At 70.4% G+C, this 19293-nt stretch carries 16 protein-coding genes; 15 read left to right on the top strand and 1 reads right to left on the bottom strand.

The annotated features are described in order from the left end of the window. Position 1 precedes the first annotated feature (1 nt). The 15 genes from RDV84_RS15840 (at position 2) to RDV84_RS15775 (ending at position 18020) form a co-directional block, all read left to right on the top strand. Entirely contained in the window at positions 2-1195 is a 1194-nt protein-coding gene (locus RDV84_RS15840) for a 1-deoxy-D-xylulose-5-phosphate reductoisomerase (protein WP_309150879.1), read from the top strand. Between the two features lie 7 nt (positions 1196-1202). Then, positions 1203-2564 (top strand): RIP metalloprotease RseP, encoded by a 1362-nt coding sequence (gene rseP, locus RDV84_RS15835; protein WP_057948252.1) that lies wholly within the window; start codon positions 1203-1205, stop codon positions 2562-2564. Positions 2565-2670: 106 nt separating this feature from the next. Continuing rightward, positions 2671-5136, top strand: coding sequence for an outer membrane protein assembly factor BamA (gene bamA / locus RDV84_RS15830; protein WP_309150878.1), 2466 nt, complete (start codon positions 2671-2673; stop codon positions 5134-5136). A gap of 26 nt (positions 5137-5162) precedes the next feature. Next, positions 5163-6191, top strand: coding sequence for a UDP-3-O-(3-hydroxymyristoyl)glucosamine N-acyltransferase (lpxD, locus tag RDV84_RS15825; protein WP_309150877.1), 1029 nt, complete (start codon positions 5163-5165; stop codon positions 6189-6191). 160 nt (positions 6192-6351) lie between these two features. Further along, the gene (gene fabZ, locus RDV84_RS15820; RefSeq protein WP_057948254.1) at positions 6352-6807 is read left to right on the top strand and encodes a 3-hydroxyacyl-ACP dehydratase FabZ; all 456 of its coding nucleotides are present in this window, start codon (positions 6352-6354) and stop codon (positions 6805-6807) included. A gap of 4 nt (positions 6808-6811) precedes the next feature. Further along, positions 6812-7594 (top strand): acyl-ACP--UDP-N-acetylglucosamine O-acyltransferase, encoded by a 783-nt coding sequence (gene lpxA / locus RDV84_RS15815; RefSeq protein ID WP_057948255.1) that lies wholly within the window; start codon positions 6812-6814, stop codon positions 7592-7594. 7 nt (positions 7595-7601) lie between these two features. Then, on the top strand, positions 7602-8108 hold the full coding sequence (locus RDV84_RS15810) for a hypothetical protein (RefSeq protein ID WP_309150876.1): 507 nt from the start codon (positions 7602-7604) through the stop codon (positions 8106-8108). A gap of 32 nt (positions 8109-8140) precedes the next feature. Next, complete coding sequence (gene lpxB, locus RDV84_RS15805) at positions 8141-9382, top strand: lipid-A-disaccharide synthase (RefSeq protein ID WP_250449667.1); 1242 nt, start codon at positions 8141-8143, stop codon at positions 9380-9382. A gap of 145 nt (positions 9383-9527) precedes the next feature. Then, the gene (gene rnhB / locus RDV84_RS15800) at positions 9528-10136 is read left to right on the top strand and encodes a ribonuclease HII (protein ID WP_078998056.1); all 609 of its coding nucleotides are present in this window, start codon (positions 9528-9530) and stop codon (positions 10134-10136) included. Then, positions 10070-10273, top strand: coding sequence for a DUF6053 domain-containing protein (locus tag RDV84_RS26610; protein WP_425608175.1), 204 nt, complete (start codon positions 10070-10072; stop codon positions 10271-10273). The genes rnhB and RDV84_RS26610 overlap by 67 nt, the downstream gene beginning before the upstream one ends. Before the next feature lie 166 nt (positions 10274-10439). Beyond that, positions 10440-11066 carry a hypothetical protein gene (locus RDV84_RS15795; protein ID WP_206744974.1) on the top strand — a complete coding sequence of 209 codons (627 nt, stop codon included), beginning with the start codon at positions 10440-10442 and terminating at the stop codon, positions 11064-11066. A 457-nt stretch (positions 11067-11523) separates the two neighbouring features. After that, positions 11524-15150: a DNA polymerase III subunit alpha gene (gene dnaE, locus RDV84_RS15790; RefSeq protein ID WP_250449664.1), complete on the top strand. Its 3627-nt coding sequence runs from the start codon at positions 11524-11526 to the stop codon at positions 15148-15150. Positions 15151-15450: 300 nt separating this feature from the next. Continuing rightward, complete coding sequence (locus RDV84_RS15785; RefSeq protein ID WP_309150875.1) at positions 15451-16410, top strand: acetyl-CoA carboxylase carboxyltransferase subunit alpha; 960 nt, start codon at positions 15451-15453, stop codon at positions 16408-16410. Between the two features lie 63 nt (positions 16411-16473). Next, positions 16474-17280 carry a hypothetical protein gene (locus RDV84_RS15780; RefSeq protein ID WP_309150874.1) on the top strand — a complete coding sequence of 269 codons (807 nt, stop codon included), beginning with the start codon at positions 16474-16476 and terminating at the stop codon, positions 17278-17280. After that, entirely contained in the window at positions 17277-18020 is a 744-nt protein-coding gene (locus RDV84_RS15775; protein WP_309150873.1) for a transglycosylase domain-containing protein, read from the top strand. The genes RDV84_RS15780 and RDV84_RS15775 overlap by 4 nt, the downstream gene beginning before the upstream one ends. A 114-nt stretch (positions 18021-18134) precedes the next feature. On the opposite strand, the gene RDV84_RS15770 is transcribed toward RDV84_RS15775, so the two are convergent. Beyond that, complete coding sequence (locus RDV84_RS15770) at positions 18135-19202, bottom strand: NADH:flavin oxidoreductase/NADH oxidase (RefSeq protein WP_309150872.1); 1068 nt, start codon at positions 19200-19202, stop codon at positions 18135-18137. Positions 19203-19293: the final 91 nt, after the last annotated feature.

The following is a 19293-nucleotide window of genomic DNA, read 5'->3' as shown; positions in this document are numbered from 1 at the left end:
GATGACGCTGCCCCCGCGCAAGGTCGCCGTGCTCGGCGCCACCGGTTCCATCGGCGCCTCGGCGCTGGACGTGATCGCCCGCCATCCGCAGGCCTTGCAGGCGACCGTGCTCGCCGCCGGCGGCAAGGTCGAGGCGCTGCTGGCGCTGTGCGAGCGCCATCGCCCCGAGCATGCGGTGATCGCCGATCCGGCCTGTTTCGAGCTGCTGCGCGACGGCTTGCGCGCGCGCGGCCTGGCCGCCCAGGCCCATTGCGGCGACCAGGCCCTGGTCGAGCTGGCCGGCTCGGACGCCTGCGACACCGTGGTCGCGGCCATCGTCGGCGCCGCCGGGCTGGATTCGACCCTGGCCGCGGCCCGCGCCGGCAAGCGCCTGCTGCTGGCCAACAAGGAATCGCTGGTGCTGGCCGGCGAACTGCTGATGCGCGCCGCGCACGAGGCCGGCGCGACCATCGTGCCGATCGACAGCGAGCACAACGCGATCTTCCAGTGCCTGCCCGACGCCCACGCCCACGCCGGGCTCAAGCGCATCCTGCTGACCGCCTCGGGCGGGCCGTTCCGCGGGCGTACACGTTCGGACCTGGGCGAAGTCACCCCCGAGCAGGCCGTCGCCCACCCGAAGTGGTCGATGGGGCCGAAGATCTCGGTCGACTCGGCCACGCTGATGAACAAGGGCCTGGAGGTGATCGAGGCCCACCACCTGTTCGGCCGCCCGGGCCTGCCCATCGAGGTGCTGGTGCACCCGCAGAGCCTGGTCCATTCGCTGGTCGAATTCGTCGACGGCTCCACCCTGGCCCAGCTCGGCCTGCCGGACATGCGCACCTCGCTGGCGGTCGGCTTCGGTTGGCCTCAGCGGATCGAATCGGGCGTGTCCGGGCTGGACCTGCTGGCCCACGGCAAGCTCGAATTCGAGCGCCCCGACCTGGACGCCTTCCCGTGCCTGCGCCTGGCCTTCCAGGCCCTGGCCGCCGGCGGCACCGCACCGGCCACGCTCAACGCCGCCAACGAAGTGGCGGTTTCAGCCTTTCTTCAGCGCCGTGTGGGTTTCCTAGCGATACCCGCGCTGGTCGAGGACACCCTCGCCGCGCTCCCGCCCACCCCGGCCAGCTCGCTGGCGGCGCTGCGCGAGGCCGATGCCCAGGCCCGCCGCCACGCCGAGCAGGCGATCGGCCACGCTGCCCGAACCTTGCGAGCCTGACGCGGCCATGAGCGAAATCCTGGGCTCCCTGTGGTGGCTGATCATCAGCATCGGCCTGCTGGTGACCTTCCACGAATTCGGCCATTTCTGGGTCGCCCGCCGCTGCGGGGTCAAGGTGCTGCGCTTCTCCATCGGCTTCGGCAAGCCGCTGTGGATGCGGGTCGGCAAGGACGGCACCGAATACGCGATCGGCCGCATCCCGCTCGGCGGCTACGTCAAGATGCTCGACGAGCGCGAGTACGAGATCGGCGAGGCGCTCAAGCCGCATGCCTTCAACCGCAAGCCGGTGTGGCAGCGCATCGCGATCGTGTTCGCCGGCCCGGCCGCCAACCTGATCCTGTGCGTGGCTTTCCTGTGGGGCATGTTCGTGATCGGCCGGCCGGATTTCGCCCCGGTGGTCGGCTCCAGCGCCGGCATCGCCGCCGAAGCCGGGCTGCGCCGCGGCGACACCGTCGAGGCCATCGGCGAGCGCGCCACGCCGACCTGGAGCGAGGTGCAGATGGCGCTGATCCCGCACGCGCTCGACCGCGAGGACGTCGCGGTCAAGGTGCGCGCGCAGAACGGCAGCCAGCAGACCCGCACCCTGCGCCTGTCCCAACTGCCGGCCGGGTTCGACGAGCGCCGCGTGGTCCAGGTGATCGGCCTGGGCGGGCGCCACGAGCTGATCCCGGCCCTGGTCGGCCGGGTCGAACCCGACAGCGCCGCCTGGCGCGTGCTGGCCGAGGGCGACCGCATCACCGCCCTGGACGGCGACCCCATCGCCAGCTGGAACGACCTGCCGGCGGCGGTCGCCAAGCTCGGCGAGCGCGGCGGCAAGGCGATGATCGAGGTGCTGCGCAACGGCGACCGCCTGGCACTGGAAATCCAGCCGCGGCAGATGAAGCGCGACGACGGCGAGACGTTCTGGGGCCTCGGCGTGGCCGTCGCCGCCCCGACGCCGCCGCAGCGCGACGCGGTGCTGCGCTACGGCCCGGTCGCGGCCGTGCCGGCCGCTTTCCGCGAAGGCTGGCACCAGGCCGGCGAGCTGTTCGCGATGATCGGCCGCGCCTTCACCGGCCGGGTCTCGCTGCAGAACACCGTGGCCGGCCCGGTCACCATCGGCCGCGCCGCCAACGCCTACGCCAGCAACGGCCCGGCCTGGTACCTGCAACTGCTGGCGATGCTGTCGCTGAGCCTGGGCATCCTGAATCTGCTGCCGATCCCGATCTTGGACGGCGGACACCTGCTGTATTACCTTATCGAGCTTGTCAAAGGCAGCCCAGTCAGCGAACGCGTGATGGCGGCCGGGCATTTCGTCGGCCTGGCGCTGATCGCGAGCCTGATGGGCCTGGCCTTCTACAACGACATCTTGAACAACCTGGTGCGCTGAATGCCGGCCTGACGCTCGCTCCAACGCTATCGCCCCGACCCACCAGCCGCTTCAGCCCCCTGCCCGCGCCGCTGCGCTGCAGACCAGACCCCCAACGGACGTAATGATGACGCGAACCCCTAATCGCCGCCTGCTGGCCCTCGCCCTTGCCACGGCAATGACCTCGGCCCCGGCGATTCCCGCGATGGCGCAGTCCGCCGATCCGTTCGCGCTGGGAGGCGGCGCCAAGACCCCGGCGCCGGGCTCGTTCACCGTCAGCGACATCCGCATCGACGGCCTGCAGCGCATTTCCGCCGGTACGGTGTTCACCTACCTGCCGGTCGAGCGCGGCGACACCATGGACAGCGCCAAGGCCGGCGACGCGATCCGCGCGCTGTACAAGACCGGCTTCTTCGAGGACGTGCAGCTCGACCGCCAGGGCACCATCCTGGTGGTCACCGTGACCGAGCGTCCGGCGATCAACAAGCTGACCCTGACCGGCAACAAGGACATCAAGTCCGACGACCTGCTCAAGGGCCTGAAGGAGATCGGCCTCGCCGAAGGCGAGACCTTCGACCGCCTGGCCCTGGACAAGGTCACCCAGGATCTGGCGCGCCAGTACAACAACCGCGGCAAGTACAACGTCGAGATCACCCCGACCGTGTCGCGCCTGGACCGCAACCGCGTCGACATCACGATCAACGTCAAGGAAGGCAAGGCGGCGAAGATCCGCCACATCAACCTGATCGGCAACGACAAGTTCGAGCAGAAGGACATCCTCAACGCCTGGGAGTCGCGCGAGCACAACTGGCTGAGCTGGTACCGCCGCGACGACCAGTACTCGCGCGAGAAGCTGTCCGGCGACCTGGAAAAGCTCAACTCGTTCTACCTCGACCGCGGCTACGTCGACTTCAGCATCGACTCGACCCAGGTCGCGATCAGCCCGAACCGGCAGGACATGTTCCTCACCGCCGGCATCAGCGAGGGCGACCAGTACAAGATCGCCAGCGTGCAGGTCACCGGCGACACCGTGCTGCCGAAGGAAGACATCGAGAAGCTGGTCATCGTCAAGCCCGAGCAGATCTTCTCGCGGCGCCTGCTGGAGATCAGCTCCGACGCGATCACCGCGACCCTGGGCAACGTCGGCTACGCCTTCGCCCAGGTCAATCCGATCCCGGACATCAACCGCGAGAACAAGACCGTCGGCATCAACATGCAGGTGGTGCCGGGCCCGCGCGTCAACGTGCGCCGGATCGTGTTCAAGGGCAACACCCGCACCGGCGACGAGGTCCTGCGCCGCGAGATGCGCCAGTTCGAAGGCACCTGGTACTCGCAGGCGGCGATCGACCGCTCCAAGATCCGCCTGCAGGGCCTGGGCTACTTCGAGACCGTGGACGTGGAAAGCAAGCCCGTGCCGGGCAGCAGCGACCAGGTCGACGTGGTCTACAACCTCAAGGAAACCACCTCGGGCAGCTTCGTGTTCGGCCTGGGCTACTCGCAGCTCGGCAAGCTGACCACGCAGATCCAGCTTTCGCAGAACAACTTCCTCGGCAGCGGCAACCGCGTGTCGGTGCAGGCGCAGCGCAGCTACTACCAGGAGCGCTTCGACTTCTCCTACACCAACCCCTACTTCACCGACGACGGCGTCTCGCTGGGCTACAACCTGTCCTGGCGCAAGCTCGATTACTCCGACTTCAACACCGCGCAGTACTCGACCACCAACGGCACCGCGCAGGTCGTGCTCGGCATTCCGCTGACCGAGACCGACTCGATCACCGGCCTGGTCGGCATCGACAGCAACGAGATCATCGCCGGCGAGGGCTACACCCCGCGCAGCATCGTCGACTACCTCGACGCGCTCGGCCACCGCACCTTCCACGCCTGGCGCGCGCAGGTGGGCTGGGGCCGCAACAGCCTCAACCACGCGCTGACCCCGACCGCGGGCACCCAGCAGCGCCTGTGGCTGGAAGCGACCCTGCCTGGCTCGACCGCCGAGTACTACAAGCTCAACTACAGCTTCTCCAAGTTCTGGCCGCTGTCGCGCCACCTGGTGCTCAACACCCGCGCCGAGGTCGGCTACGGCGACAGCTACGGCAAGGACGTCAGCCGCGTCATCGACCGCGACGGCCCGACCGGCCCGCTGCCGCCGGAGACGATCACCGCCACCGGCCTGCCGTTCTTCGAGAACTTCTACGCCGGCGGCGTGCGCTCGGTGCGCGGCTTCACCGACAACACCCTCGGCCCGCGCGAGGCGGCGACCAACGGCAGCTACGCGCAGCCGCTGGGCGGCGCGTTCAAGACCACCGGCTCGCTGGAAATGTATTTCCCGACCCTGCTCGACACCCCGGCCGCGCGCGTCTCGGCGTTCGTGGACTTCGGCAACGTGTACAAGGACTACGACGCCTTCGACGCGGGCGAGCTGCGCGCCTCGGCCGGCATCGCGCTGATGTGGCGTTCGCCGATGGGCCCGATCTCGATCAGCTACGCGTTCCCGTTCAAGAAGCAGGACGACGTGCTCGACGTCAACGGCAAGCCCACCGGCCGCGGCGACGAACTCGAGCGCCTGCAGTTCACCTTCGGCGGCACGTTCTGAGCGCGGCCGCGCGGCCGCACGCATCCGTGGACAGCCAAGGCCACACCGCCCGCGAACTGGCCGAGCGTTTCGCGCTCGGCCTGCACGGCGACGGCGAGGCGCGCGTGAGCGGCGTCGGCACCCTGGCCAAGGCCGGGCCGGCGCAGTTGGCGTTCCTGGCCAACCCCAAATACCGCTCGCAACTCGACGCCAGCGCCGCCGGCGTGGTGGTGATGCGCGAGCAGGACGCCGCCGGCTACGCCGGCACCGCGTTGATCGCGCGCGATCCCTACTCGGCCTTCGCCAAGATTTCCGCCTTGTTCGAGCCCCGCCCCGAGCGGCCGCCGGGCATCCATGCGTCCGCCGCGATCGATCCCTCCGCCGAGGTCTCGCCGGCGGCGCACGTCGGCGCGTTCGTCAGCATCGGCGCGCGCAGCCGCGTCGAGGCCGGCGCCACGATCGGCCCGGGCTGCGTGATCGGCGAGGACTGCACGGTCGGCGAAGGCTGCGAGCTGGTCGCGCGGGTGACCCTGGTGACCCGGGTGCGCCTGGGCCAACGCGTGCTGATCCATCCCGGCGCGGTGCTCGGCGCCGACGGCTTCGGCCTGGCGATGGAAGCCGGCCGCTGGCTCAAGGTGCCGCAGCTCGGTGGGGTCCGCATCGGCGACGACTGCGAGATCGGCGCCAACACCTGCATCGACCGCGGCGCCATCGAGGACACCGTGCTCGAGGAAGACGTGCGCCTCGACAACCAGATCCAGATCGGCCACAACGTCCACATCGGCGCGCACAGCGCCATGGCCGGCTGCTCGGCCGCGGCCGGCAGCGCCAAGATCGGCCGCTACTGCCTGATCGGCGGCGGCGCCGGCGTGCTCGGCCACCTGGAAGTCTGCGACAAGGTCACCGTTACCGCGATGAGCCTGGTCACCAGCTCGATCCGCGAGCCGGGCGAGTACTCCTCCGGCACCCCGCTGATGGACAACCGCAGCTGGCGCAAGAACGCCGCGCGCTTCAAGCAGCTCGACGCGATCGCCCGGCGCACCCGCGGCAGCGGCAGCGGCGACGACGGGGCCTGAGCCGCGCGCGGCGCGCGCCCGCATACGATGCCGCTTCCATACGGTGCCGCCACACCCGCCGGGGAAACTGCGGGACAATGACGGAACCGCGTCACACCACAAGGGCCGCCAGGCGCGGCGGCCGCGAGCACAGGACGTGCGTCAAAGGACGAAAGACAAGATGAGCCAGACCCTGCAACTCCCGCTCGACGTGCCGGCGATCCAGCAACTGCTGCCGCACCGCTACCCGTTCCTGCTGATCGACCGCGTGCTGGAACTGGAACCCAACAAGCGCGTGCTCGCCATCAAGGGCGTGAGCTGCAACGAGCCCTTCTTCAACGGCCACTTCCCCGGCAACCCGGTCATGCCCGGCGTGCTGGTGATCGAGGCGCTGGCCCAGGCCGGCGGCCTGCTGACCCAGGTCACCCATGGCGGCGTCGCCGCCGGCCGCTCGTTCTACCTGGTCAAGGTCGACAAGGCCAAGTTCTCGCGCATGGTCGTGCCCGGCGACCGCCTGGAACTGGAAGTCACGCTCAAGCGCATGATCCGCAACATGGCCCTGTTCGACGGCGTCGCCCGCGTCGACGGTAACGTGGTGGCCTGCGCCGAGATCATGTGCGCCGAGGCCAAGGAATAATCCGATGAGCGCCGCCATCCACCCCACCGCCTTCGTCGACCCCGCCGCGAAGCTCGGCGACGGCGTCGTGGTCGGCGCGTTCTGCTACATCGGCGCGGACGTCGAGGTCGGCGCCGGCACCGCGTTCGGTCCGCACTGCGTGGTCCAGGGGCCGACCCGGATCGGCCGCGACAACCGCTTCCACGCCCAGTGCGCGATCGGCGGCGACCCGCAGGACAAGAAGTTCGCCGGCGAGCGCACCGAGCTGGTCATCGGCGACGGCAACAGCTTCCGCGAGTTCGTCACCGTCAACCGCGGCACCGGCAGCGGCGGCGGCGTCACCCGCATCGGCGACCGCAACTGGCTGCTGGCGTACACCCACATCGCCCACGACTGCCAGGTCGGCAACGATTGCGTGTTCTCCAACAACTCCACCCTCGCCGGCCACGTGGTGGTGGAAGACCACGTGATCATGAGCGGCTTCGCCGGCATCCATCAGTTCTGCCGGGTCGGCGCGCACGCCTTCATCGGCATGGGCGCGCTGGTCAACGGCGACGTGGCGCCGTTCCTGATGGTCGCCCAGGACGGCTACGGCCGCCCGCGCGGGATCAACGCCGAAGGCCTCAAGCGCCGCGGCTTCGGGCCCGAACGCATCGCCGCGATCAAGCGCGCCTACCGCGCGGTGTTCATGTCCGGCGCCTCGCTCGAAGACGCGCGCGCCAAGCTCGAAGCGCTCGCCGCCGACAGCGCCGACGTGCGCGCGTTGCTCGACTTCATCGGCAACGGCGAACGGCCGCTGCTGCGCTGAGGCGACGGTGACCGCGAAGGTCCAGCGCCTGCGCATCGGCCGGACCGTCTTCGCCTATGCCGCCGACGGCGCCGAACACCGCGCCGAAGCCGCCGAGATCTTCATCGACGAGCGCCCGCTCGCGCACTGGCTGGGCATCGCCCGCGACCTCGGCAACGCCGACACCGACCTGGACACCCGCGCTCCGCCGGCGCTGGCCGAACGCGGCCGCGCCGCGTTCCTGGGGCTGCAGCCGGCGCACAACCCGTTCGGCTCGGGCCGGCTGGTGCTGTACCGCTGCCACTGCGGCAGCGACTACTGCGGGACGATTTCCTGCCTCCTGGACATTGACGACGATCACGTCGTTTGGCGGCAAGTGACCCGCGAGGACGATAATGGCCCCATGCCCGGGGCCGATCCGGGCGAGAATGCGGGCTCGTCCTGGCTCCCGCCCGGCGCGCCGCTGCGGTTCGTGTTCGACCGCCGCCAGTACCGACGGGAACTGGAACGCCACTTCCAACAGCGCCCCGACTGACGGCGCCACGTCCAAGAGCGCCCCATCCCCCGATGAACGCCCCTGCGCCCGCCCCCATCGCCGCCGCCATCGACCAGATCTTCCCCGCCGCGCCCCCGCCGCCGCCGCGTTTCGCCCTGATCGCCGGCGAGGCCTCCGGCGACCTGCTCGGCGCCGGGCTGATCGAGGAACTGCGCCGGCGCCATCCCGGCGCCGAGTTCGTCGGCATCGGCGGCGAGCAGATGCGCGCAGCCGGCATGGACACCTGGTTCGACGCCGGCGAGCTGGCGGTGATGGGCCTGTCGGAAGTGCTCAAGCACCTGCCGCGGCTGCTGCGCCTGCGCCGCGACGTGCGCCAGCGCATCCTCGATTGGAAGCCCGACGCCTTCATCGGCATCGACGCGCCCGACTTCAATCTCGGCGTGGAGCGCTGGCTCAAGCAGCGCGGCGTGCGCACCGTGCACTACGTCAGCCCGTCGGTGTGGGCGTGGCGGCGCAAGCGCGCGCAGAAGATCGGGCGCAGCGCCGACCGGGTGCTGTGCCTGTTCCCGATGGAACCGCCGATCTACGCCGAATACGGCGTGGACGCGCGCTTCGTCGGCCATCCGCTGGCCGACGAAATGCCGATCCACCCCGACCGCGACGGCGCGCGCATGACCCTGGGCCTGGACGACGAGGCGCCGATCCTGGCGATGCTGCCGGGTTCGCGGGTCGGCGAGATCGAGACCCTGGCGGCGGACTTCATCGCCGCCGCGGCCGTACTGCTGGCGGCCGAACCGCGCCTGGGCATCGTCGCGCCGATGGCCAGCGCGCGCGCGCGCGGCGCGTTCGAGCGCATCCTCGACGCCCATCCCGACGGCGCGCGGGTGCGCCGCGCGCTGCGCATCGTCGACCGCGGCGCGCGCACGGTGATGGTCGCCAGCGACGCGGTGCTGCTGGCCTCGGGCACCGCCACCCTGGAAGCGATGCTGGCCAAGCGGCCGATGGTGGTGGCCTACAAGGTCTCGCCGCTGACCTACGCCCTGGTCAAGCGCCTGGGCATGCTCAAGGTCGACCATTACGCCCTGCCCAACGTGCTCGCCGGCGAACCGGTGGTGCCCGAGCTGATGCAGCACGACTGCACCCCGGAGAATCTCGCCGGCGCGGTCCTGCGCTGGCTGCGCGACCCCGCCGCCGGCGCCGCGCTGCTGCCCAAGTTCCAGCGCATCCACCTGGAACTCAAGCGCGACGCCTCCGCGCGCGCGGCCGACGCGATCGTCGAGCTGATCGGCGAGAGCGCCGGGGCGACGGCGTGAGCCCGCGTCTGCGTCTGGATTAGACTTTGAGGAGTGAGCGTGGAGGAGTGAGGAGCGAGCGAAAGCAGAGCGTCGCGCTTTCGCTCGCTCCTCACTCCTCCACGCTCACTCCTCGCTCTCCATTCCTCACTGAAACCCGCCGCCCGTGACCGCCCCCACCACCGCCCGCCGCTCCCGCCTCATCGCCGGCGTCGACGAAGCCGGCCGCGGCCCGCTGGCCGGGCCGGTCGCGGTGGCCGCGGTGATCCTCAACCCGCGCCGCCGCATCGACGGCCTCGACGATTCCAAGAAGCTCAGCGAACGCAAGCGCGACGCGCTGTTCCCGCTGATCCAGGAACGCGCGCTGGCGTGGCGGATCGAGTTCGTCGAGGTCGAGGAGATCGACCGCATCAACATCTTCCAGGCGACCATGGCCGGCATGCGCCGCGCGCTGCTGGCGCTGGCGCCGCAGGCCGAACTGGCGCGGGTGGACGGCAACCACCTGCCGCGCGACCTGCCCTGCCGCGGCGAGGCGCTGGTCGGCGGCGACGCGCTCGAACCGGCGATCATGGCCGCCTCGATCCTGGCCAAGGTCGCGCGCGACCGGTTGATGGCGCAGGTGCACCAGGACTGGCCGCAATACGGCTTCGACCGCCACAAGGGCTATTCCACCGCCGCGCACCTGGCGGCGCTGCGCGCGCACGGCCCGTGCCCGCAGCATCGGCGCAGCTTCGCGCCGGTGCGGATCGAGACCGAGCAGCGTTCGCTGTTCTGAGGCGGCGATGGCCGGGCTCCGGGCCCGAAGCCCGGGCGGTTGTGGGAGGGCCTTCGGGCCCGATGCTCTGGTTTCAGATCGCCGCGACCTGGGACAAAGGCATCGGGCCTGAAGGCCCTCCCACTACAACCGCCTGAACGCCCAGGCGTGCCACAGGTCACAGCGACTTCAGACCCTCGCGCGCAGACTCGCGCCAGGCGCATCGTTGGCCATCCTCCCAACGCACCGGTCCGCGTCGTTCCCCGGCCCGCGACGCGAACCTCCCCGCCCCCGAATCGGCCGGACGCGAGGTGTTCCATGCGCATGCCTCACCCCACCCCGACCGCCGAACCGCTGCCGTTCGAACGCGCGCCGCCGCCGCACCACCTGCAGCCCTACGAGCCGGCCATGGCCCTGCGTCCGGCGGCCATCGCCGCCTTCGATGCGCTGCTGCACGAACTCCACCCCGATGCCGCCCGGGTCGACGCCGACCGCCTGCAGCGCTTGGCCGCATGGCTGGCCGCGCTGGCGCCGGAGCAGGCCCGGCATGTGGTCGACGAGCGCCTGCGCTGCCTGCAGGAGCTGCGCACGATGGCCGCCGACCCGGCCTGGAACTGCGAGCCGGCGCTGCGCCGGCGGCTGGAGCGCTTGTTCGCCTACGTCGACCAGGACGAAGACCTGATTCCCGACCGGGTGCCGCTGCTGGGCCTGCTCGACGACGTGCTGCTGGTCGAACTGGCGTGGCCGGCGTTCGCCGCCGAAGCCGAGGACTACCGCGACTTCTGCGCCTACCGGCGGTTGGAGCATCCCTCTGGCGACGCCGAAGCGCAGCGCGCGGCCTGGGCGCGCGACCGGCTCGCCGAACTGGCGCTGCTGCAACACCACGCCCGGGTCAGCGACAGCCACTACGCCAACGGACGCACGCCCGAGCCGGTGTTCCGGATCGCGTGAACGCAAGGCGCGGCCCGCCACCGCGCTCCTGCACCGGCTCCCTGTAGGAGCGGCGCAAGCCGCGACCGCGGGGCGGCCGGTCGCGTCGCGACCGCGGCTCGAGCGTTCGCTGCTCGCGAGGTTGCCGCGCAGCGAACGGTCGGCGGTGGTCTGCGTTCGCGATGGCGAGCCGCCGACGCGACCGGCCGCCCCGCGGTCGCGGCTTGCGCCGCTCCTACAGTCGAGTCGCCGGGTCCGGCAACCGCGCGCCCAACCGCGCGCCGCACGATTCCCAATCCGGTGAGATCGGCCGCGCGCCGGCGATCGCGCCGTGTCAAGCCTTGCCCCACGGCGCCGGGCTGATACCCTGCAATCCGGCACTTTCCCCGCCGTGCCGACTGCCGTCCCGGGCTCCCGCCGCCAAGGCGCGCGACGCCCGGCACGAGCTGCCCCCGGCACGGCCGCAGAACCGGTACGCATGTCCGCTCCCTTCGTTCATCTCCACCTGCACAGCGAATACTCGCTGGCCGACTCGACCCTCCGCATCGGCGAACTGGTCAAGCGTTGCGTCGCCCTCGGCCAGCCGGCCGTGGCCCTGACCGACCTCGACAACATCTTCGCCGCGGTCAAGTTCTACAAATCCTGCGAAGGCGCCGGCATCAAGCCGATCATCGGCGCCGACGTGCAACTGGCCGACGGCAACGAAGCCGCCACCCGCCTGACCCTGCTGTGCCGCGACCGCGGCGGCTACCTGAGCCTGTCGCGCCTGCTCAGCCGCGCGTGGATGGAAGGCCACCGCACCGAAGGCGTGGTGCTGCGCCCGGAATGGCTGCGCGAGGACAACGACGGCCTGTTCGCGCTGGCCGGCCGCGCCAGCCTGGCCGGGCGCCTGGCCGCGAGCAACCGCGAAGAACTCGCCCACGCCTGGCTGGTCGATTGGCAGGGCGTGTTCGGCGACCGGCTGCACCTGGAACTGACCCGCACCCAGCGCGACGGCGAAGACGCCTTCAACGCCTTCGCCCTGCACGCCGCGAGCAAGCGCGGCCTGCCGGTGGTGGCCAGCAACGACGCGCGCTTCCTCGACCGCGACGGCTTCGAAGCGCACGAGGCGCGCGTGTGCATCGCCTCCGGCCGCGTGCTCGACGACCCCAAGCGCCCGCGCGACTACAGCGAGGAGCAATACCTCAAGACCGGCGAGGAAATGGCCGCGCTGTTCGCCGACGCGCCCGACGCGATCGACAACGCCCTGGCCCTGGCCACGCGCTGCAACGTCGAGCTCAAGCTCGGCGAGTACGCGCTGCCTGCGTTTCCCACGCCGAGCGACCACACCATCGAATCGTGGCTGCGCAGCCAGTCGCGCGAAGGCCTGGCCAAGCGCCTGGAGAAGAATCCGCTCGCGCCCGGCAAGACCCGCGAGGACTACGACCAGCGCCTGGAAATCGAGCTGGACGTCATCATCAAGATGGGCTTCCCCGGCTACTTCCTGATCGTCGCGGACTTCATCAACTGGGCCAAGGACCACGAGATCCCGGTCGGCCCGGGCCGCGGCTCGGGCGCAGGCTCCTTGGTGGCCTGGGCGCTGGGCATCACCGACCTGGACCCGCTGCCGTACGACCTGCTGTTCGAGCGCTTCCTCAATCCCGAACGCGTGTCGATGCCCGACTTCGACATCGACTTCTGCATGGACCGCCGCGACGAGGTCATCGACTACGTCGCGCGCAAGTACGGCCGCGACCGCGTCTCGCAGATCATCACCTACGGCACCATGGCGGCGAAGGCGGTGGTGCGCGACGCCGGTCGCGTGCTCGGCCATCCGTACGGCTTCGTCGACGGCATCGCCAAGCTGATCCCGATGACCCTGGGCATCTCGCTAGACGACGCCCTGGGCGAATCCGAAGCCGCGGCGAAGAATCCGGAACTGGCCTCGGCCGACCTGATCCAGCGCTACCGCAACGAAGACGACGTGCGCGACCTGCTCGACCTGGCGCGCAGCCTGGAAGACCTGACCCGCAACGCCGGCAAGCACGCCGGCGGCGTGGTCATCGCGCCGAGCCCGCTGTCGGACTTCTGCCCGCTGTTCGCCGAACACGACGGCGAAGGCCGCGGCCGCAACCCGGTGACCCAGTTCGACAAGGACGACGTCGAAGCCGTCGGCCTGGTCAAGTTCGACTTCCTCGGCCTGCGCACGCTGACGATCATCGATTGGGCGGTGCGCGCGATCAACAAGCGGTTGGCGAAGGAGCATGCTGCCGCGGGACCGGGGACCGGGGACCGGGGACCCGGCAACAGCAACAGCAACGGCGCGGATGCCGCTTCCGGGTCCCCGGTCCCCGGTCCCCGGTCCCCCGCACCGACGCTGGACATCACCGCCCTTCCCCTCGACGACAAGGAAACCTACGAACTGTTCGCGCGCGGCGACACCGTCGCGGTGTTCCAGTTCGAATCGCGCGGCATGCGCGAGCTGCTCAAGCGCGCCAAGCCCGACACCTTCGAGGACATCATCGCGCTGGCCGCGTTGTTCCGTCCCGGCCCGCTGGGTTCGGGGATGGACAAGGACTGGGTCGACCGCAAGCACGGCAACGCCGAGGTCACCTATCCGCACGACTCGCTGGAGCCGGTGCTGGCGCCGACCTACGGCGTCATCGTCTACCAGGAACAGGTGATGCAGATCGCCCAGGTCCTGGCCGGCTACACCCTCGGCGGCGCCGACATGCTGCGCCGCGCGATGGGCAAGAAGAAGCCGGAGGAAATGGCCAAGGAGCGCGCCAAGTTCGAAGCCGGCTGCGCCGAGCGCAACATCCCGGCCAAGCAGGCCAGCCCGATCTTCGACCTGATGGAGAAGTTCGCCGAGTACGGCTTCAACAAGTCGCACTCGGCCGCGTACGCGCTGGTCGCGTACCAGACCGGCTGGCTCAAGCGCCATTACGGCGCCGAATTCATGGCCGCGACCTGCTCGTCGGACATGGACAACACCGACAAGGTGGTCAACTTCCTCGACGAAGCGCGGGTGATGGGCATCACCGTGCTGCCGCCGCATGTCAACGAATCGGAGTACATGTTCGAGGCGATCGACGCCAACACCATCCGCTACGGCATCGGCGCGGTGAAGGGCGTCGGCCGCGGCGTGTGCGAGTCGATCGTGGAAGCGCGCCGCGCCGGCCCGTTCGTCGACCTGCTCGACTTCTGCAAGCGCGTGGACAGCGGCAAGCTCAACCGCCGCGCGCTGGAAGCGCTGACCCACGCCGGCGCGCTCGACGGCCTCGGCAAGAACCGCGCGAGCCTGATGCTACAGTTGCCCGAGGTGCTCAAGGCCACCGACCAGATGGCCAAGGAGCGCGCGGCCGGCCAGGTCTCGCTGTTCGGCGGCTTCGAAGCCGCCGCGCCGGCGCTGCACCTGGACCTCAGCGAAACCAACGAATGGCCGCTGGCGCAGATCCTGCACGGCGAGCGCGAGACGCTCGGCCACTACCTCAGCGGCCATCCGTTCGATCCGTACCGCGAGGAAGTGCGCGCGCTGGTCGGCACCGACCTCGGCGAGCTCGAAGGCATCTGGGAAAAGCGCCCGGAAAGCGCGCGCAGCGGCTGGCGGCCGGAACTGGAAGTGATCGTCGCCGGGCAAGTGGTCGGCCTGCGCAAGAAGGGCGACAGCCAGATGTTCGTGCAGATCGAGGACGGCCGCGGCCGCCTGGAGTGCGCGTTCTTCTCCGAAACCTACAGCGAGTTCGCCGCGATGCTCGCGCGCGACCGCCTGCTGGTGATCCAGGGCGGCCTGCGCGAAGACGCCTTCAGCGGCGGCTTCGCCCTGCGCGCGGCGCGCTGCTGGGACTACAACGCGGTCTGCGGCAAGCACGCCCAGCGCCTGGCCCTGCGCCTGGACCTGCGCGTGCCCGGCACCTGGCAGCGGGTCGACGCGCTGCTGGCCAAGCAACGCCCCGGCCCGACCCCGATCCGCCTGGACCTGTTGCGCGACGGCGCCGCCGGCATGCTCGATCTCAACGGCCCGCAATCGGTGCGCATCGACGCCGAACTGGCCGGCCTGCTGCGCGCCCAGCCGGGCGTCAAGGCGGTCAAGGTGACGCTGTCCAAGCCGTGGGCGCGGGAGTGAGGGCAGGAGCGAGCGGAGAGGAGTGAGGAGTGAGGAGTGAGGAGTGAGCGGAGAGGAGTGAGGAGTGAGCGAAAGCGGCGAGCTCGTTGCTTTCTCTTTGCACCGCTTCCGGCCCCGCACTCGCCTCGCCGGCCGCACCGCCGAAGCCACGGACGAGCGAACCGCCAGCACAAGCTGCGACCCCGCTCACTCCTCACTTCTCCCCGCTCACTTCTCACTTTTCCGTACCCGCCCCATGCCTATCGGTACGGTCCGGCCGGCTAGGCTAGACTGTGCCCTTCCCCGGCCCATGGCCTACGCATGAACCCCAATTACCTCGACTTCGAGCAGCCCATCGCCGACCTGGAAGCCAAGATCCAGGAGCTGCGCCATGCCAGCAGCGGCCCGGCGGTCGACATCGACACCGAAATCCACGCCCTGCAGGACAAGCTGCGCCTGCGCACCGCGCAGATCTTCCGCGATCTCTCGTCGTGGCAGATTTCCCAGCTCGCCCGCCACCCGGCGCGGCCGTACACGCTCGACTACGTGCGGGTGATGTGCGACGAGTTCCAGGAACTGGCCGGCGACCGCGCCTTCGCCGACGACAACGCCATCGTCGGCGGCCTGGCCCGCATCGGCGGCCGCGTCGTGGTGGTGATCGGCCACCAGAAGGGCCGCGACACCAAGAGCAAGATCAAGCGCAACTTCGGCATGCCGCGGCCGGAGGGCTACCGCAAGGCGCTGCGGCTGATGAAGCTGGCCGAGCGCTTCGGCCTGCCGCTGCTGACCTTCATCGACACCGCCGGCGCCTGGCCCGGCATCGACGCCGAAGAGCGCGGCCAGTCCGAGGCGATCGCGCGCAACCTGCTGGAGATGGCCGAGCTCAAGATCCCGGTGATCTGCACCGTGATCGGCGAAGGCGGCTCCGGCGGCGCGCTGGCCATCGGCGTCGGCGACCGCACCTTGATGCTGGAATACAGCACCTACTCGGTGATCACCCCGGAAGGCTGCGCCTCGATCCTGTGGAAGACCGCCGAGAAGGCCAAGGACGCGGCCGAGCAGCTCGGCCTGACCGCCAAGCGCCTGTCCGAGCTGGGCCTGATCGACAAGATCGTGCGCGAGCCGATCGGCGGCGCGCACCGCAATCCCAAGCAGATGGCCACGCGCCTGAAAGCGGTGCTGCTCAACGAACTCGACGCGCTCGAGAACGTGCCGGTGCCTGAGCTGCTGCAGCGCCGCTACGAGCGGCTGCGCGGCTACGGCGCGTACGAAGCCGCCTGAGGCCGCGTGAGGCCTGCGATCTCTGACGCCGCCTGAGCGCGGCACGACGACGGAGAGCCACGGATGGCGCTGGGAACCTTCTTCAAATGGGCCGGGGGCGGCGCGGTCGCCCTCCTCGCGGCGCTGTGCCTGCTGCTGCAGGGCGCGTATTGGTACGGCGCGTCGATGTTGCCGGAACAGCTGCCGCAGCCGAGGCGCGAGTATCCGGCGTTGGCGCGCGAGATTTTGTGGCGCAGTTTGGGTGGCGGCGATAGCGCGATCTCGGCCCGTCGGCTCAACGCTTTCAGTTACACCGGATTGGTCCTCGGATCGCTGGCGACCTTCCTGGCCAGTCCGCATGCCGAGCAGTACGAACCCGCCGACCTGCGTCTGGTGAGCCTTACCACCGACGCGAACCGATGGGCGATCGTCGAGGCCAACCGCGCCAGGATCGCCGCGTCAGTCGCTGCGCCCGATCCTGCACCCGCGCCGACGTCCGGCGGCGTCGACGCCTCGACGCTGCAGCAAATGACGCCTCGCAACGAATTCGAATCGACCGCGCTGTTCATCCGCTCCAGCCGCGAATGGCCGGCCGAACGCATGGCCGACCTGGTGCTGGACTCCGGCGATTACGGCCGCGACAGCGACACCCTGGAGCAAGCCGCGCTGGCCTACTTCGCGCAGCCGGTCGAACGGCTCACGCGCGAGGAATTGACGGTGCTGGTCCTGCTCGACCGCGGCCTCGGTGATCGCGACCCGCATTGCCATGCGCAGGCGTTCCGTGAAGCCTACGCCGACGCGTTGCAAACCATCGGCGATCCCAAACTGCCCGCGTTGTCGGCGCAGACGCTGGCGCGGCTGCAACCCATCGACTGCCCGCCCGACGCATGAGCCGGGACACGACCGCAACGCGCGACCGCGCGCCTCGCCGGCGACGCTGGCCGATCGTCGCCGGCGCGCTGCTGATCGTCTTCGCCGCGGCGCCCTTCGCATTGCCGTATGCGTTGTACTGGCACGCGCTGAAGGACCTGCGCGAGCCTTTGCCGCAAGCGCAACAGCGCTATCCGGACGCGCTGCGGCAGCTCTACTGGAACCTGCATGGCGGCCACGGACCGATCCGGGTGCGCCGGCTGAGTCCGCCCGGCTACGCCCTGGAACTGTTCGCCGATCCCGGCGATGGGCGCGCGGCCAGCGTGGCCGCCGACCAGCAACTGCTGAATCGCGTCGCCGGCCTTCGGCAAACCTGGCTGCCGCCGCGCACCGGCATGCTGCGTTGGCATCTGACCCAGGCCGCGCTGGCGATCCGCCTGAGCCGCGAGTACGACGGCGAGCGATTGATCGACTACGTGTTGGAGCGCGACCGTTTCGCCGACCAGGGCGCGGTCGGCATCGACGCGGCCGCGCGCGCGTACTTCGACCTGCCGCTGCGGTCGCTGTCGGCGCAGGAACAACTCGCGCTGCTGGTGCTGGCGCAGGGTCCGTCGTACTTCGATCCGGCCTGCCATCGCGACCGCTTCGCCCGGCGCTATGCATGGGCGCTGGAAAAGACCGGCCTGGCGTCGACGCAGGCGATACCGGCGCGGATGCGCGCGGGAACTTGCGCGCAGCGCGGTGGCGACGGCACGAACTGAGCGTAAAGCGTCGGGCCTGAAGGCCCTCCCACAACAGCGCCCAGCTCCGAGAGGGCTTGCTGTCGTGGGAAGGCCTTCAGGCCCGACGCTTTACGTTCAGCTCAGGCCGACGGCTCAAGCCCACGCGCGCTGATACTGCTCCGGCACATGCCCCGCCGCGCCCAACTCGCGCGCCGCGCGAAGCGGGAAGTACGGGTCGCGCAACAACTCGCGCGCCAGCAACACCACGTCGGCCTCGCCCTCGGCGACGATGCTCTCGGCCTGCGCCGCGCGCGTGATCAGGCCGACCGCGCCGGTGGCGATGCCGGCCTCGCGGCGGATGCGCGCGGAGAACGGCACCTGATAGCCCGGTTCGTCGCCGGGAATGCGCGCGTTCGGCACCAGGCCGCCGCTGGACACGTCGATCAGATCGACACCGAGGTCCTTGACCATGCGCGCCAACTCCACGCTCTGTTCGATGTCCCAACCGCCCTCGGCCCAGTCGGTCGCGGAAATGCGCAGCCACAACGGCAAGCGCTCCGGCCACACCTCGCGCACCGCCGCCAGCACTTCGCGCAGCAAGCGGGTGCGGTTGTCGAAACTGCCGCCGTAGCGGTCCTCGCGCCGGTTCGACAGCGGCGACAGGAACTGGTGCAACAGGTAGCCGTGCGCGGCGTGGATCTCGACCAACTGGAAGCACGCGTCCAGCGCGCGTTGCGCGGCCGCGGCGAAGTCGTCGACCACGGTGCGGATCTCGATCGGCTGCAGTTCGCGCGGCCGTGTCGCGCCTTCGCGGTAGGGCAGCGGCGAAGCCGCCACCGGCGTCCAGCCGCCGTCCTGCGGCGCCACCGGCCGTCCGCCCAGCCACGGCGCCTCGACGCTGGCCTTGCGCCCGGCGTGCGCCAGTTGCACGCCCACCGCCGCCTCGCGCGAACGCAGGAAGCAGGAGACGCGATGCCAGGCTTCGGCTTGCGAGGCGTTCCACAGGCCGGTATCGGCGGCGGAGATGCGCCCTTCCGGCGACACCGCGCAGGCCTCGGTCAGCACCAGTCCGGCGCCGCCGACCGCGCGGCTGCCGAGGTGGACCAGATGCCAGTTGTTGGGCACGCCGTCGCTGGCCGAGTACTGGCACATCGGCGAAACCGCCAGCCGGTTGCGCAGGGTCAGCGAGCGTTGCTGCAGCGGAGCGAAAAGCCGGGACACGACGGGACTCTCACGATGGGAACGCGAATCAAGGTATAGGCGCTCCGGCGCCGGGGCAGCATCACGCATGGGTTGCTGCGTCCCGTTGCCG

The sequence above is a fragment of the Lysobacter yananisis genome (assembly GCF_031199375.1).
Lineage (GTDB): Bacteria > Pseudomonadota > Gammaproteobacteria > Xanthomonadales > Xanthomonadaceae > Lysobacter > Lysobacter yananisis.
This window is presented reverse-complemented; position numbering and strand designations above follow the sequence as displayed.